Raw genomic sequence first — 14124 nt, forward strand, 5'->3', positions numbered from 1 at the left:
TGATCTTCTTGCCGGCATCAATGCCCTGGCTGGACTCCCCGACGTTGCCGGAGGTCTTCACGCTCTGCGCGTCGATGATGGCGGCGGTAGGGACGACAGCACGCCCCTTGCTCACCCGGACCTGCTCACGCAGCAGGTCATGCAAACGTTGCGTCGTCCCGTCGGCCTCCCACTTGGCGTAGTAGTCGTAGACCGTTTTGCAGGGCGGGAAGTCGTGCGGCAAGTACTCCCAGGCGATCCCGGTCCGGCACACGTACAAGATGGCATTAACGATTTCTCTCAGGTCATGGATGCGTGCTGCCGTACCCGGTCCGCGCCGGGCCGCCCGCCATGCCGTCAAGGTCGGTTCGATCAACGCCCATCGGGCGTCGGACAAGTCGCTGCGATAAGCGCGCCGAGAAGCCACGTGAAGATCAACGACCTGACCGCCGCCCCGATACGGACAGATCATTACGTAAGAAGATCAGATGCTCTCTAAGCCTCGCTTGAAGATCTGTACGACCCGGACACCGGCCTTCCCGCATGATCATCGATTCCGCGCCATCATTGCCGTCATCAACGGTGAGCCCGAGGCCACCCAATTCGCCCACGCCATCGCCGCCGCCGTGTGTCGCATCTCGACTGTCAACTACGTCGAAGCGGCCATCGTGGTAGACAACCGCGGTCAGGCCATGCGCAACGCCTTCGACACACTCATTGATGAGATGGGCCTCATCATCGAGCCGGTAACACCCAATCAGGCCAGGATCGCGCGCCAGGCGTACCAGACCTACGGCAAGGGCAACAACTCCAAGGCCAAGCTCAACATGGGCGACTGCTTCGCCTACGCTCTCGCCAAAGACCTCGATCATCCCCTGCTCTTCAAAGGCGAAGACTTCTCGTACACCGACATCACCCCCGCACAGCCATAACGATTGACGGATCCTCTTGCCTGAGCGTGATCACAGGGCTCTCCTGCGGGAGTATCGTGTGCTGCTGTGGCTCGCCGCCCTCCCGACGTTCACCTGGATGAGCTCATCGAGCAGGCAATTATGGACGCCTACACCGATGATGAGCAGCTTTCCGGCTTCCATGTCATGATCGGCGACAACCTGGCGGTGCCGTTCGAGACGACCGTGCTCGGCCTACAGGTCACCGTCGCCGCAATCGACTTCCTGGTCGGGAGTGGCATCGTGGCGATCTGCCGCCATGGCAAGCACAAGCAAGCGATCGGCATCCTCGACCTGCCGCTGCCTGACCCGCCACCGGCCGGAGCCGAATGGATCCACGCGTTCCGCCGCTGGGCCGGGTGAGAGCATGAGCGAATACCAGTACTACGAGTTCCTGGCCATCGACCGGCCGCTCACCGACCAGCAGCAGGCCGAGGTCCGCGCCCTGTCCACCCGGGCCCACATCACCGCCACCAGCTTTACCAACGAGTACCACTGGGGCGATTTCCGCGGGGACCCGTCCAGCATGGTAGAGCGTTACTACGACGCTCACCTGTACCTGGCCAACTGGGGCACCCACCGGGTCATGCTCCGCCTCCCCAAGGCCGTGCTGAACCTCAAGCAGGCCGAACGCTACTGCGTAGGTGACCAGGTCAGCGCCTGGAGCAGCGGCGAACACCTCATCCTCGACTTCACCAGCGAGGCCGAGGAAGAGTACTGGGAAGACGATGTCGAACGCTCGCTGTCGGCGATCGCCGGCATCCGCGCCGAACTGGCCGCAGGTGACCTGCGGCCGCTCTATCTGGCCTGGCTGTCGGCGTACGGGACCTGGGAGCACGAAGAGGACGCCTTCGACTACGAGGAAGAGGACGAACTGGAGCCGCCCGTCCCGCCCGGGCTGCGTTCGCTCAGCGCACCGCAACGAGCCCTGGCCGACTTCCTGCGCCTGGACAACGACCTGCTCGCGGCCGCCGCCGAGGCCAGCCGGCCGACGCAACCCGTACAGCAAGATCGAAAGGCTCTGGCCGCCTGGATCGGCGTTCTGCCTGCCAAGCGCAAGGACGCGCTGCTGTTGCGGGTGGTCGAAGGGGACGCCGCAAGCGTTCGCTGGGAACTGCTGGGTGAGTTCGGCGGCGAAACCACCGAACAGGAGGTGGAGACGGGACGGACGGTCGCCGAACTGCTGGACATCGCCGCCGCCCGCCGCCACGCCCGCGAGCAACAGGAGGCGGCCCAGCGCGCCGAAGAACAGGCTCGCCGGGAACAGGAGCGACGGCAGGCCAGGGAACTCCATCTGAGCCGACTCGCCCAGGACCTCGAAGCCGCGTGGAACCGGGTAGAGGACTCCATCGGCACCAGGAAGCCCCGCGAATACGACCAGGCCGTCAATCTCCTGCGCGACCTGCACGCCCTGGCCATCCGCGACGAGCATGCCGGTACCTTCACCCGGCGCCTCACCCACCTCCGAGAACGGCACCAGGGCAAGCCCAGCCTCATCAAGCGACTCGACGACGCGGGCCTCACGGCCGAGTAACCGGGGGTGAGCAGGGGCGGGCCGTCGGGGCCGTACCCGGGTTGGTGTGAGCGACGGTTTCGCCGGCCGCCGGGCGGCGGACGCCGGGCGGATGGCCGGCCGGCGGCGGATCGATGGCGCCGGGGCATGTCGCCCCGAGCACGACCCGGTGGCTACGGCCGCTCCGGGCTCGTCGAGCAGGCCGGCGGCTCGACTCATTGTAGGTGGGCACCTCAAGGGTTACGATCGTCTTATCTGAGAAGAGTATCTCAATTAGGAATGGAGCATCATCGTGTTCATTTCCGCGGCGACGGACGGCGTGTCCATCGCTCCGAGCTGGGATCGCGCGGCGGCGGAGGAGATCCGCCGCCTCGGGGAGGTGCCGGCCGCCAACGTCGGCGACGCGTTGCAGCGGATGACCGTCATGGACGGCGGCATCCGGCTGGTCGCCGAGGGCGGCACGCTGTGCGGGAACGCCCTGACGGTGGACGTGCGGTCGGGTGACAACCTGGCCATCCACCGGGCGCTCGACGAGGCCCGGCCGGGCGACGTCCTGGTCGTCAACGGACACGGCGACATGACCCGCGCGCTGATCGGCGACCTCATCGGCGAGATCATGGTGAACGCCGGGGTGACCGGCGCGGTGGTCGACGGCGCCGTCCGCGACGTCCGGGCGCTGTCGGCGATGGGCCTGACCGTTTACGCGCGGGCGGTCACCCCCGCGGGGCCTTTCAAGGACGGGCCCGGCGCCATCGGCGTCCCGGTGGCGGTCGGCGGCGTGGTGGTGGCGGCCGGTGACGTGCTCGTCGGTGACGCCGACGGCGTCGTCGTCATCCCACGCCACCGCGTGAAGGAGGTCGTGGACGCGGTCGACGGGATCGTCGAGAAGGAGGAGGCGCTCCGGCGGTGCATCCTCGCCGCGCGCTTCGGGCATACGGCGGTGAGCCGATGACCGGTCCGACGACCACCGTGCCGCCGGCGTTCCGGATGGGGGAACTACGCCGCCAATCGCGGCGCCCGGCCCTGGCCCCGGCTCCTCCGGGAGCCGTCTCCCTCGCCATGGGCGAGCCGGACTTCCCGACACCGCCGCCGGTGATCGAGGCCGCCGCGGCCGCCCTGCGCGCGGGACACACCCACTACGCCGACCAGAAGGGCCTGCCGGAGCTGCGCGCCGCGCTCGCCGCGAGGTTGCCGGGGCGCCCCGGCCGGACCTGGAGCACAGGCGACATCCTGGTCACCCACGGCGCAACGGCCGCGCTGGCGGCCGTTGTGCTCGCGATGATCGGCCCCGGCGACCGCGTGGTCATCCCCGAGCCCGCCTACTCGCTCTACGCCGACCTGGTCGTCCTGGCCGGGGGCACCGTGGACTTCGTTCCGCTCGCCCCGGACCTGCACTGGGACCTCGACGCCTTGGCCGAAGCCCTTCCCGGCGCCGCGATGATGATTTTCTCGAATCCGTCGAACCCGACCGGTATCGTGCACCGCGAGCAGGAGCTCAAGGCCCTCGGGGATCTCCTTGACGGCTCAGGCATCCTGGTCGTCAGCGACGAGGCGTACCACCGGCTGGTTTACCCAGGGCATGTGATGACCTCGGCGCTGGAGGTCGAATCGCTGCGCGACCGCACGGTGTACGTACAGACGTTCTCCAAGACGTACGCGATGACCGGCTGGCGGGTGGGCTACCTGACCGGGCCGCGCGAGGTGGTGGACGCCGCCGCCCACGTGCACCGGACCCACAACGGCTCGTTGAACACGGCGGTCCAGCACGCGGCCCTTGCCGCCCTTGAGCTGCCGGACGGCGTCGTCGACGCCATGGTCGAAAGGTACCGGCAGCGCCGCGAGCTCGTGGTCGCGCAGCTGTCCGGCGTTCCCGGCCTGCACCTGGTCCCGCCGGAGGGGGCGTTCTACGGGTTCCTGCGCTACGACGCCGACCTGCCCTCCGAGCTGGTCGCCCGCGAGCTCGCCGAGCGGAGGGTGATGGTCCGGGCCGGCGCCGAGTACGGGCCGTCGGGCGAGGGACACGTCCGGATCTCGTTCGCGGCCTCCGAGGACGACCTGCGGACCGGGTTGGCCCGCGTCGTCGGCCACCTCGGCGGCGGGAGATGCTGACGAGGCCGGGCGAACGACACTCCATGCCGCACATGTCCGAGCGGCCGAACGGCAGTCGCTCACACGGGATATCCTTCCCCTGCGCTTCGATGGGGGCGGAGGATGCCCGTGCCCGGCCGGCGGGGCGCCCGACGAGAGGAGGACAAACTGCGTAGTGACACCCGCCGCAACCGCCGACGCCTCTTCCAGGCCGTCGGCGAGCTTGCCCGGGAAGCACCCGACCAGCTCACCATGCATGCCGTCGCCTCCCGTGCGGAGATCGGCCCGGCCACCGCCTACCGCTACTACTCCACGGTGGACGACGTGCTCGCGGCCTACGTGCTCAGCGTCGTCGAGGAGCTGCGCGATTTCAGCGCGGCGTCGACCGCGGAAGGGCAACCGCTGTTCGACTCCGTCGTGGACAAGTGGGTGGACCTGCTCGCCGAGCACGGCCCGGCGCTGGTGCAGCTTCGATCCCGGCAGGGTTACCTGAAGCGGCTCCACAACGGGAACGAGATCATCGTCGCCATGCGGGATGCCTGGGCCAGGCCGGTGCGGGGCCTGCTCGACGACCTCGGCCTCCCGAACGAGATGCTCGAGTACGCCCTGTTCCTCAACAACATCATGTACGACCCGCGGGAGATCCAGGACCTGTTGCAGGAGACGGACCTGTCCCGCCGGGAGGTCATCATCCGGTTGGCCGAGGCCTACCGCAGCGCGTTGCGCGGGTGGGCGCGGGCGGGCTGACACCCCGGACGCAGGCCACGCCAGCCCGGTTCTGACGGACTCGGCCCCTCGCTGCCGAGTAGGTCTCGCGTTCCGCGTAACTCGCCGCAGGCAGTCGAGTTGCGCGGGACAAGTTCTTCCGCTGCAGGCGCCGACGTCACGTTGAGCGCGGTGGCGATGAGCGGCAGGTTCGGGTCAGCGCCCGCGCGTCATGCTGACGCTGTTCGCTGTCAGGAGCGGACGCCGCGGCGTCACATCGTTCGGATTCGCCGTCCGGCGGATCCTGTAGGCGGCGCGGACGCCGAGGTGCTGTTCGACCCTGCGATGTTCGGGCGGTTTGTGGCTTTACGGCGATGAGCAGCAAGGATGTACCGTTCCACGGAGACGTCGCGAATGCCTGGCGGTTCGGCGGAAGCGCGCCTTCCGCCCCTTGGTCGCATGTCACGTGGGTCTCCCTAAACGAACAACAAACTGATACGGTCTTCTCAATTCATAGTAACGTCTACTTAACCTTCGACCGGAGGGGCCAGCGGTGGCTATGCATCAGGTAGAACGTGAACCGGCCGGATCGGCCAAGACCATATGGGTGGGTGATCTCGAAGTCGGGATCATCGACGATGGCGGCAGCGGTGTGCCACTCATGCTCGTCCATGGCGGCGAGAGCGACCGTACCCAGTACGCCACGCTCCGCTCCCACCTCGGCCCGGGGATACGGGCGATCTCCTATGATCAACGTGATTCGGGGATCACCGTGAATCCGCCTGTTCCGTATACGCTGGGCGACCTCGCCGACGACCTCGTCGCCTTACTGGATGCGCTGGGGCTCCAGCGTGCGCACCTGCTCGGCACCTCCTTCGGCGGCACCATCGTGCAGCACACCGCGATCCGGCACCCCGAGCGGGTCGCGTCCCTCGTTCTGATCGCCACCACACCGAGCTTCGCGCTTTGTCCTCAGACGGTCGGGGAGCTGTTCGACATGTCCCACGACGACCGGCAGAAGTCGGTCAAGGACTTCTTCGTCACCACCGATGGCCAGGCCGAGCTCCACAACCGGGCCGCCCAGACGCTCGTCTACCGTGACCCCGAGAAGGCCGGCCGCCGCCACGACGCCGCCCGGCAGCACGAGGTTCGGGACCGCCTGGGGGAGATCACTGCACCCACGCTGATCGTGCACGGCATGGCGGACCTGCTGGCGCCCTACTCCGGCGCCCTCCTGATGCAGGAGCAGATTCCGAACGCCCAGCTGCGTTCGATCGAGAATGGGCGCCACGCGATCGCGATGGAGTTCGCGAAGCCGATCGCCGGTTACATCCGCGAGTTCCTCGGAGTGTCGGCAGCGTGAGCGACGCGACGCACGCCCGCCACCGGCAGACTCGCGAGCCTCACCAGGCAGGTTCCGCCCTTCTGATCACACCGCTCCGGTTGGAACATGACGCACGGCGAGGATGTACGGCTACGTCACGCTGGTCGGTTTGCTCTTCGCCCTCGCGTCTGTGGCGGTGTTCGAGTCGGCCGCGGTCAGCCGGGAGGCAGCGATGATCGACCCACGCCGCGAGGTCGCGAACCTGATGGCCGAAGCGGCCCTGGCGTGGCTGGACAGCCTGGACGCCGACCAGCGCAAGGTGGCAGTCGGACCGCCGCCGGGCGCTGGCGGCGGCGCCGAGGACGAACGCACCCGCTGGTTCTACACACCCACCGACCACGGCGGCCTCACTTTCCACCAGCAGCGCCCCACCCAACACCGGCTGGTGATGCGGCTGCTCGCGAGCGGACTGTCCGAAGCCGGGTACACCACCATCGCCACCGTGCTCGGCCTGGAGAACGTGCTCGACCGCGTCGAGGACTTCTCGGTGAACTGGGGGCGGGAACGCACCCGCGACCCCGGCATGTACTACCTGCGCATCTTCGGCGAGCCCGGCGGGTCGCAGCCCTGGGGATGGCGGTTCGGCGGCCATCACGTCTCGCTCAATTACCTCGTGGTGGACGGGCGCGTCGCCGCCACCACGCCGTGCTTCATGGGCGCCGACCCCGCCGCGTCGCCGCTGCTGGGCGGGGCGACGCTGCGCCCGCTGGGGGCGGCCGAGGACCTGGCCCGCGAACTGGTCCACTCCCTGCGCCCCGAGCTCGCCGCCCGCGCGGTGCTGCTGGCGCGCCCCCCGAACGACGTCGTGGCGGGCAACAGCATCCGGATCGACGACCGCGTGCTGACCCGCCGTGAACTCTGGCGCCGCGGCCAGCACACCCCGGACCGTGCCGATCATCCGGCCACCGGCCTGCACGGTGCGGACCGGCAGGCGCTGGCCCTCACTCCGACGCCCAAGGGCGTGCCGGGCGCGGAGCTCGACACCGCGCAGCGGGAACTGCTGCGCGCCCTGCTCGGCACCTATCTCGACCGCGTCCCGGACGGGGTGTCCCCGCTCCCCCGCTACGACGACCCGGCGGCGCTGGACGCCGTGCACCTCGCCTGGGCCGGCTCCACCATGGCGGGTGAGTCGCACTACTACCGCCTGCAGGGACCACGGCTGCTCGTCGAGTGGACCAACTTCCACCGTGGCGCAAACCACGCCCACGCAGTATGGCGGGACCCGGAGACCGACTTCGGCGGCGACGTCCTCGCCGCCCACCACACCGCCCACCACGCGCCACAGAACAGAAAGTGAACGACATGGCCGGTCACCGACCATCACCGACCGACGATCCCCTCCACCAGACGCGCCCCGGACGGCCAGGGCCCTCCGGCGTGCGTGCGCCAAAGCACCGGCCGTCCTCAGCGACGGCCCGGTCCGTACGGGAGCAGGGTGGCGACGCGTGCGACGCGGCGACGGCCGGCGCCGTCGCGCCGCACGCGACCGCTTCGGCGCCCGTGTAAGCGACCCGCACGTGCGACGGCATGTGACCCCGCTGGGTCTGATGCTCGCCCTCACCTTCGCGACAGGCGTCGTCGACGCTGTCGGCTACCTACGCCTGGACCAGGTATTCGCGGGCAACATGACCGGCAACGTGGTAATCCTCGGCATGGCGGCCACCGGCGGGACAGGGCTACCCGTGCTCGGTCCGGTCATGGCTCTGGTCTTCTTCCTCGCCGGCGCGGCCGTGGCCGGGCGGGTGCTGCGCACCGCCGCCCCGATCTGGGGCCGCCGCTGCACCGCTCTGCTGGGCGCCGTCGGGATCGTCCTGGCCGCCACGGCGCTGGGCCTGGCCGTGACCGGGCCGGGTACCCTTGCCGCCCGGGAGTTGATGGCGTCGGCCCTCGCCCTGGCCATGGGAGCGCAGGCGGCGACGGCCCGCCACCTGGCCGTGAAGGACGTCACCACCGTGGTCGTCACCTCCACGCTGACCGGCCTCGCGGCGGACTCCCGGCTGGGAGCGGCCCGCGGTCAAGGGGCACGTCGCCGAGTCGCGGTCGTCACCCTCATCACCGTCGGAGCGGTCGCCGGCGCGGCGCTGTGCCAGGTGCACGCAGGTCTCGCGGTGCTGGCGGCGGCGCTCGTCGTGCTGACCGTGACCGGCCTCGGCCACGCCTCCGCACGCTCCACCGACCACGCGCCGGCCAAGGCCGAACCGATCATCTCCTCAACGAGCAGTTCCCTAGCGTCGGCCACGGCACCGACCCGACCTTCTCCGGCTTCGGCGTCACGATCCCCGTCCGCCGACGATGAATACTTCCCACCGATTACCTCCCCCTGACCGCGATCGCGGCGATCTTCGACGGAGACCGTGATGAAGACACCTACGAAGCTCACCCCCACAATCGACGACTGGACCTCCGCCCAGCCCGACCGCGCCCATGGAGGACGTCCATGAGCACAGTCCAAGCTCCCCCGGTCCGCATCGGGAAGGCCGCCGTCGCGGCTCTCGGAATGCTGGCGACCGCCACCGGCGCACTGGAGTCGGCGGTGTCACCGACGCTGCCGCTGTTGCAGCGCGAACTGTCGCTGACTCCTGCCGAAGGCGCGCTGCTCAGCATCGCGATGCTCATCACCGGTGCCCTCCTCCTGCCCATCACGGGCAACCTCGGTGATCGCTTCGGCGGGAGACGGGTCATGATCCGGCTGATGGGGGTGGTGGTGACCGGTGGCCTGGTGTCCTCGCTGGCGCCGAACCTGCCAGTGCTGCTGCTCGGTCAGGTACTGCAGGGCGCGATGCTGGGCGCGATGCCGCTCTCATTCATCCTGGTGCGCAAGTACCTCTCCGAGGGAGAGTCCTCGGTGGCCATCGGAGTGGTCAGCGGGTTGTTCCTGGCCGGCGGCATGCTGGGCACGCTGATCGCCGGGCCAATCGCGGAAGGGCTGTCTCGGCATTGGATGTTTGCGATCCCGACGATCGGGGTCGCCCTGGCGACCCTGCTCGTCCGCAGGCTGATGCCGGACGACCCGCCGGGCCGGTCGGACTCCAGGATCGACTGGCCCGGCCTGCTTCTCATGAGCGGCATCCTGCTGACGCTCATGCTGGTGCTCGCGATCGTGCCCGAGGCTGGCAGCCAGCCGATCGAGCTCGGCGCCCTCGTCCTGCTCCTGGGCGTCCTCGTGGCCGGATGGATCGTCGTCGAACGCCGGTCCGGGGCGCCGATGGTCAATCTGCGCCTGCTCGCGCAGCCAGCGATCTGGAGCTCCTACGCGATCACATTCGCCGTCTGCCTGGGCACCTCGCTGTCGATGTATCTCGTTCCGCAGCTGTTCGCGGTGACCGGCGACGGGTACGGCTTCGGAGCCAGCGCCACCGACATCGGCTTCTACCTGTTGCCCGGTGCCGTGGCGGCGGCGATCGCCGGGCCGGTCGCCGGGGTCGCGGTGCGGCGTTTCGGCTCGCGTCCCGCGGTCACCGTCGGAGTCGTCTGCATGATGGCCGCTTTGCTCGCCCTGGTGTTCCTCCACGGCGAGATCTGGCACCTCGTCGTCGGCAAGGTGCTGGTCGCCGCGGCCAGCGGCATCTGCGTCACGGCGGTGGTCGTCAAGACCGCCACCGCTGTCAGCCACGGCAACACCGGCACAGCCACCAGCCTGCTTCTGGTGATTCGCGTGGTTGCCTTCGCCGCGGGCGCGCAGATCGGCGGTGCCTTCCTGACCGCCGGGATCCCTTCCGGATCGAACATCCCCACCGAATCGGCCTTCATCGCCGGCTTTGTCATCGGCGGCGTCGTCGCGGCGCTGTCCCTGCTGGCCGTCCGGAAGCTGGACAAAGGAGTCAAAGAATGACGCATCTCCGTACCACGCCGAGGCGCAAGGTCCTGGTGTCGGGCGCCAGCATCGCGGGGCTCACCCTCGCGTTCTGGCTGAACCGCTATGGATACGACGTCACGGTGGTGGAGAGAGCGGGCACGCTTCGTGCCGGCGGCTACCCCATCGACGTGCGCGGCACCGCCCTGGAGGTCATCCGGAGGATGGGAATCCTGCCGCGACTGCAGGCCGCGCACATCGACCTGCGGCGGCTGACCTTCCTGAACGAGGAAGGCAGCGAGGTGGCCTCGGTTCACCCGCACAACGTCACCGGCGGTGTCGCGGGCCATGACCTGGAGGTGCGGCGCGGGGACCTGACCGAGGCGCTCTACGCCGCAGTCCGTGACGACGCGGAGTTCTTGTTCTACGACTCCATCGAGACCCTCGACCAGTCCGGCGACGGGGTTGACGTCACCTTCCGCGGGGGCGGCAGCCGTACGTTCGACATAGTGTTCGGCGCGGAGGGCATGCACTCACGCACCCGGGAGATGCTCTTTGGCCCCGAAGAGCGGTTCCACCGGTACCTCGGTTACTGCTTCGCCGTGTTCACCATGCCCAATACCTTCGGGCTCTCCCACGAGACCGTGATGTGGAACACCCCTGGCAGGGCCGCAGCTCTGTACGCCACGGGGAACGACGACGAAGTGCACGCCTTTCTGACCTTCGCCCGACCGGAGCCGCCGTTCGACGCGTTCCCGAACCCGGAGGCCCAGCAGAAGCTGGTCGCCGCGGTCTTCGCCGACGCGGGATGGGAGGTTCCGGGCATGCTGGCCGCCATGCGCGACGCGGATGACGTGTTCTTCGACGCGGTCGGCCAGATCCACATGCCCCGCTGGTCCAGCGGCAGGGTCGCGCTGGTGGGCGACGCCGCGTACGCGCCCTCGTTCCTCACCGGACAGGGCACTAGCCTCGCGCTGGTCGGCGCGTACATGCTCGCCCACTCCCTGGCCGGCGGGGACCACGCCGCGGGCTTCACCGCCTACGAACGCGACACCCGTGAGTTCGTGACCCTGAATCAGGGGCTGGTCGGCCAGGGCGCCGCCACGCTCTTCCCGACCACCGCCGAGACCCTGAAGCAGCGCAACGACAGGCTGCGCAAGCTCACCGCGATGCCCACCAACGGGAGGCGGCCAGCCCATACGGCCCTCGCCCTGCCCGAACTCCGGCCTGTGACGCCCGGGGCAAGCCACGCCTGACCGATTGAGCGAGTGCCAGGCGGACATGCGCATCATCGCCCACGCCGCCGACGACATCGAACGAAGCTTGCAAGCAGTGGACGCGACCTGCGACAGCAGCATCTGGACAGGTCCCGCCGGAGATCGCTTTCGAGCGGACCGGGCTCTGCACCGCACAGCCGTCCGAACTGCCCTGGACGATGTGAGAGCCCAGACCGACGCCATCATGCAAAGGTGAAGCGCGAGGAACAGCAGCAATAGATCTGAACTCCCCAGGTGCGGACCATGAAGCGCTCCGGGATTGATGGAGGCTCCCAACCAATCAAAGTAGGAGTCATGGGAGCGCCACGGAAGTATCCCGATGAGATGCGGGAGCGATCGATTCGGCTGGTGCGGGACGCGGCGGCCGACGGCGAGTCGGTCTGCGCAACCTGCCGCAGGATCGGCCAGCAGCTGGGCATCAGCGCGGACACACTGCGGGGGTGGGGTGCGCCGCGAGCAGATCGACGCGCGCGAGCGGCCCGGTGACGACATCGCGTCGCGTGCCCACCTCCAGGCCACCCGGGCCATCACCATCGACGCACCGCCCAAGGAGGTCTGGCCGTGGCTGGTGCATATGGGCGGCTACACGCGCGCCGGCTGGTACAGCTACGATCGCATCGACAACGCCGGACGGCCCAGCGCCGACCGTATCGTCCCGGAGCTGCAGCACCTGCAGGTCGGCGACGTCATGCCGACCGCGCCGGACGGTTCGGGGTTCACGGTGGAGCGGATCGATCCACCGCAGGTGCTCGTTCTGTCCATCCACGCCTACGAGGGCACGGTGAGCTGCTGCCTCGCGTTGCGCGAGAGACGCGACGGCAGCCGGCTTGCGTCCGGCTGCGGGTGCGTGCCCGGCCCACGCTGCGCGGGCTGGCCTTCCTGGCGCTCATGGAGGTGGGCGACTTCGTGATGATGCGCAAGCAGTCGCTCACCATCAGGGTGCGGGCCGCGGGGGCGGCGTCATGACGGTCAACCGGCGGATCGAAGCCGCAGAGACGGCCGGAGGAGGTGGCCGTCGAGCGTTTCGACCACGCCAGGGGCAACCGGTCCTCCACCTGCGCCACGTGGTGGGTCCACAAGGCCATCCTGTGTGGCCTGGAGCACGCGCATCCGGCTCAGCGCCTCTCATAGGTCCGAGGGACCTTCTCTCGCGCGCAGTGTGCATGCGAGCCCGAAGGCCACTCGCCTTGCTCCACGCTTCCGCCTCGGCAGCGACGACCATGACCGATACTGGGCTGATGGCACGCGGAGGATCAGGTAGCGGAGGTCACGAACCAGTACGCATCGGTCTGGAGGCCCGCGGGCGGCTGCGCGCGGTCGCGCTGGACATCAACGCCATTGACGCCAGCCAGGTGAACATCGCCAAACTGACGGCGCTAGCCACCCGGCTGAAGATGATCGGCCTGCCGGTGTGGGTACCCGAACCCGTGGCGTGGGAATGGGCCGAACACGCCGGACGGCAGTGGGAGCAGTTCACCGCCGCCGCATCCCAGCCATATGCGCGCCTGCGAGCAGCGAGGATTGATCTGCCGCCGGTTCCGTTCACTCAGCAGACTCACACGGTGCACGACCGGGTCCTGGCAGCGATCCAGCTGATCGACAACTTCGTGGTAGTCCCGTTATCGCTGGCGAACGCCCTCGCAGGCGTGAAAGACCAGATCTTGCAGCGCCCACCTGGGCGCCTCAAGACCTCCGAAGGATCCCCTTGGTATGCCCTGTTCGGCCGAGCGCTTCGGTCGGCGAATGCAGGTACGGCCTGAGGCCAGAAGCGCGCCCGATTGGACCATCCCGACGCGGGTACTGCCCGCTCGGCTTACGCTTCCGGCGCTCGCCTTTTCCCAACGGAGAGATCTACCCTCCGCGCAGACCCGCGCAGAGTTGGGCGACTTCCTCCTCGGTGTTGTAGTAGTGCACGGAGGCACGTATCAGCTCTTCAAGCCCACGGTCCGTCATGTCGAGCCGCGTGGACGGCACGCGTGAAACGCTGACGTTGATCGATCGAGTCGCCAGGCGCGCCTTGACCTCCTCGGCAGACATGCCATCCAGGGTGAAGGTGACGATGCCGCACCGTTCGGCCCCCTGGTCGTGCACCTGGCAGCCGGGCAGTTCCGTCAGCCGCCCCCGCAGGTGATCCGCCAGAGCGTAGACCCGGTCCTGGACGTTCTCGAGCCCCCAGCCGAGCGCCTCGTCGATGGCCGCGCCCAAGCCGAGCCGGGCGGCCACGCCGTACTCCCAGTTCTCGAAGCGGCGCGCGCCCGGCTGCACCTCGTAGCGCGACGGCGCCGTCCAGCGGGCGCCGTGCAGGTCGAGGAAAGGCGGGTCGAGCCGGTCGAGCGCCGCACGCCGTACGTAAAGCAGACCTGTGCCGCGGGGAGCGCGCAGGTACTTGCGGCCGGTGGTGGACAGCAGGTCGCAGCCGATCAGCTCGACGTCGA

The 14124-nt window shown here is 68.9% G+C and carries 15 protein-coding genes; 13 read left to right on the plus strand and 2 right to left on the minus strand.

Annotation, left to right across the window (positions count from 1 at the left end; all coding sequences use genetic code 11):
* Positions 1–406: transposase (locus ACIHFD_RS66905; RefSeq protein ID WP_397375820.1), on the minus strand; the 406-nt coding region annotated here is incomplete at its 3' end.
* Positions 407–467: 61 nt separating this feature from the next.
* Here ACIHFD_RS66905 and ACIHFD_RS66910 point away from each other — a divergent pair.
* The 13 genes from ACIHFD_RS66910 (at position 468) to ACIHFD_RS66970 (ending at position 13449) form a co-directional block, all read left to right on the plus strand.
* Positions 468–911: a type II toxin-antitoxin system VapC family toxin gene (locus ACIHFD_RS66910; RefSeq protein WP_397375806.1), complete on the plus strand. Its 444-nt coding sequence runs from the start codon at positions 468–470 to the stop codon at positions 909–911.
* Between the two features lie 120 nt (positions 912–1031).
* Positions 1032–1292, plus strand: coding sequence for a hypothetical protein (locus tag ACIHFD_RS66915; protein WP_397375807.1), 261 nt, complete (start codon positions 1032–1034; stop codon positions 1290–1292).
* 4 nt (positions 1293–1296) lie between these two features.
* Positions 1297–2463: a hypothetical protein gene (locus ACIHFD_RS66920; RefSeq protein WP_397375808.1), complete on the plus strand. Its 1167-nt coding sequence runs from the start codon at positions 1297–1299 to the stop codon at positions 2461–2463.
* A 271-nt stretch (positions 2464–2734) separates the two neighbouring features.
* Positions 2735–3394 (plus strand): methyltransferase, encoded by a 660-nt coding sequence (locus ACIHFD_RS66925; protein WP_397375809.1) that lies wholly within the window; start codon positions 2735–2737, stop codon positions 3392–3394.
* Positions 3391–4551, plus strand: a complete 1161-nt coding sequence (locus ACIHFD_RS66930; RefSeq protein ID WP_397375810.1) for a pyridoxal phosphate-dependent aminotransferase — start codon at positions 3391–3393, stop codon at positions 4549–4551. The genes ACIHFD_RS66925 and ACIHFD_RS66930 overlap by 4 nt, the downstream gene beginning before the upstream one ends.
* A gap of 102 nt (positions 4552–4653) precedes the next feature.
* Positions 4654–5277, plus strand: coding sequence for a TetR/AcrR family transcriptional regulator (locus ACIHFD_RS66935; protein WP_397375811.1), 624 nt, complete (start codon positions 4654–4656; stop codon positions 5275–5277).
* 565 nt (positions 5278–5842) lie between these two features.
* Positions 5843–6598, plus strand: coding sequence for an alpha/beta fold hydrolase (locus ACIHFD_RS66940; RefSeq protein ID WP_397375812.1), 756 nt, complete (start codon positions 5843–5845; stop codon positions 6596–6598).
* Between the two features lie 193 nt (positions 6599–6791).
* Entirely contained in the window at positions 6792–7916 is a 1125-nt protein-coding gene (locus ACIHFD_RS66945; RefSeq protein WP_397375813.1) for a DUF3500 domain-containing protein, read from the plus strand.
* 220 nt (positions 7917–8136) lie between these two features.
* Positions 8137–8943 (plus strand): YoaK family protein, encoded by an 807-nt coding sequence (locus ACIHFD_RS66950; protein ID WP_397375814.1) that lies wholly within the window; start codon positions 8137–8139, stop codon positions 8941–8943.
* A 173-nt stretch (positions 8944–9116) separates the two neighbouring features.
* Positions 9117–10451 (plus strand): MFS transporter, encoded by a 1335-nt coding sequence (locus ACIHFD_RS66955; protein ID WP_397375815.1) that lies wholly within the window; start codon positions 9117–9119, stop codon positions 10449–10451.
* Complete coding sequence (locus tag ACIHFD_RS66960; protein WP_397375816.1) at positions 10448–11668, plus strand: FAD-dependent monooxygenase; 1221 nt, start codon at positions 10448–10450, stop codon at positions 11666–11668. The genes ACIHFD_RS66955 and ACIHFD_RS66960 overlap by 4 nt, the downstream gene beginning before the upstream one ends.
* 466 nt (positions 11669–12134) lie before the next feature.
* Entirely contained in the window at positions 12135–12599 is a 465-nt protein-coding gene (locus ACIHFD_RS66965) for a hypothetical protein (RefSeq protein WP_397375817.1), read from the plus strand.
* A 328-nt stretch (positions 12600–12927) separates the two neighbouring features.
* On the plus strand, positions 12928–13449 hold the full coding sequence (locus ACIHFD_RS66970; RefSeq protein WP_397375818.1) for a hypothetical protein: 522 nt from the start codon (positions 12928–12930) through the stop codon (positions 13447–13449).
* A 91-nt stretch (positions 13450–13540) separates the two neighbouring features.
* Here ACIHFD_RS66970 and ACIHFD_RS66975 read toward each other — a convergent pair.
* A partial coding sequence (locus tag ACIHFD_RS66975) for an aminotransferase class V-fold PLP-dependent enzyme (RefSeq protein ID WP_397375819.1) occupies positions 13541–14124 on the minus strand: 584 nt, incomplete at its 5' end.

The organism is Nonomuraea sp. NPDC051941, assembly GCF_044593615.1.

Coding starts and splice junctions, on each gene's coding strand:
- ACIHFD_RS66910 (WP_397375806.1), top strand. CDS start 468: ATGCTCTCTAAGCCTCGCTTGAAGATCTGTACGACCCGGACACCGGCC.
- ACIHFD_RS66915 (WP_397375807.1), top strand. CDS start 1,032: ATGGACGCCTACACCGATGATGAGCAGCTTTCCGGCTTCCATGTCATG.
- ACIHFD_RS66920 (WP_397375808.1), top strand. CDS start 1,297: ATGAGCGAATACCAGTACTACGAGTTCCTGGCCATCGACCGGCCGCTC.
- ACIHFD_RS66930 (WP_397375810.1), top strand. CDS start 3,391: ATGACCGGTCCGACGACCACCGTGCCGCCGGCGTTCCGGATGGGGGAA.
- ACIHFD_RS66935 (WP_397375811.1), top strand. CDS start 4,654: ATGCCCGTGCCCGGCCGGCGGGGCGCCCGACGAGAGGAGGACAAACTG.
- ACIHFD_RS66945 (WP_397375813.1), top strand. CDS start 6,792: ATGATCGACCCACGCCGCGAGGTCGCGAACCTGATGGCCGAAGCGGCC.
- ACIHFD_RS66955 (WP_397375815.1), top strand. CDS start 9,117: ATGCTGGCGACCGCCACCGGCGCACTGGAGTCGGCGGTGTCACCGACG.
- ACIHFD_RS66960 (WP_397375816.1), top strand. CDS start 10,448: ATGACGCATCTCCGTACCACGCCGAGGCGCAAGGTCCTGGTGTCGGGC.
- ACIHFD_RS66970 (WP_397375818.1), top strand. CDS start 12,928: ATGGCACGCGGAGGATCAGGTAGCGGAGGTCACGAACCAGTACGCATC.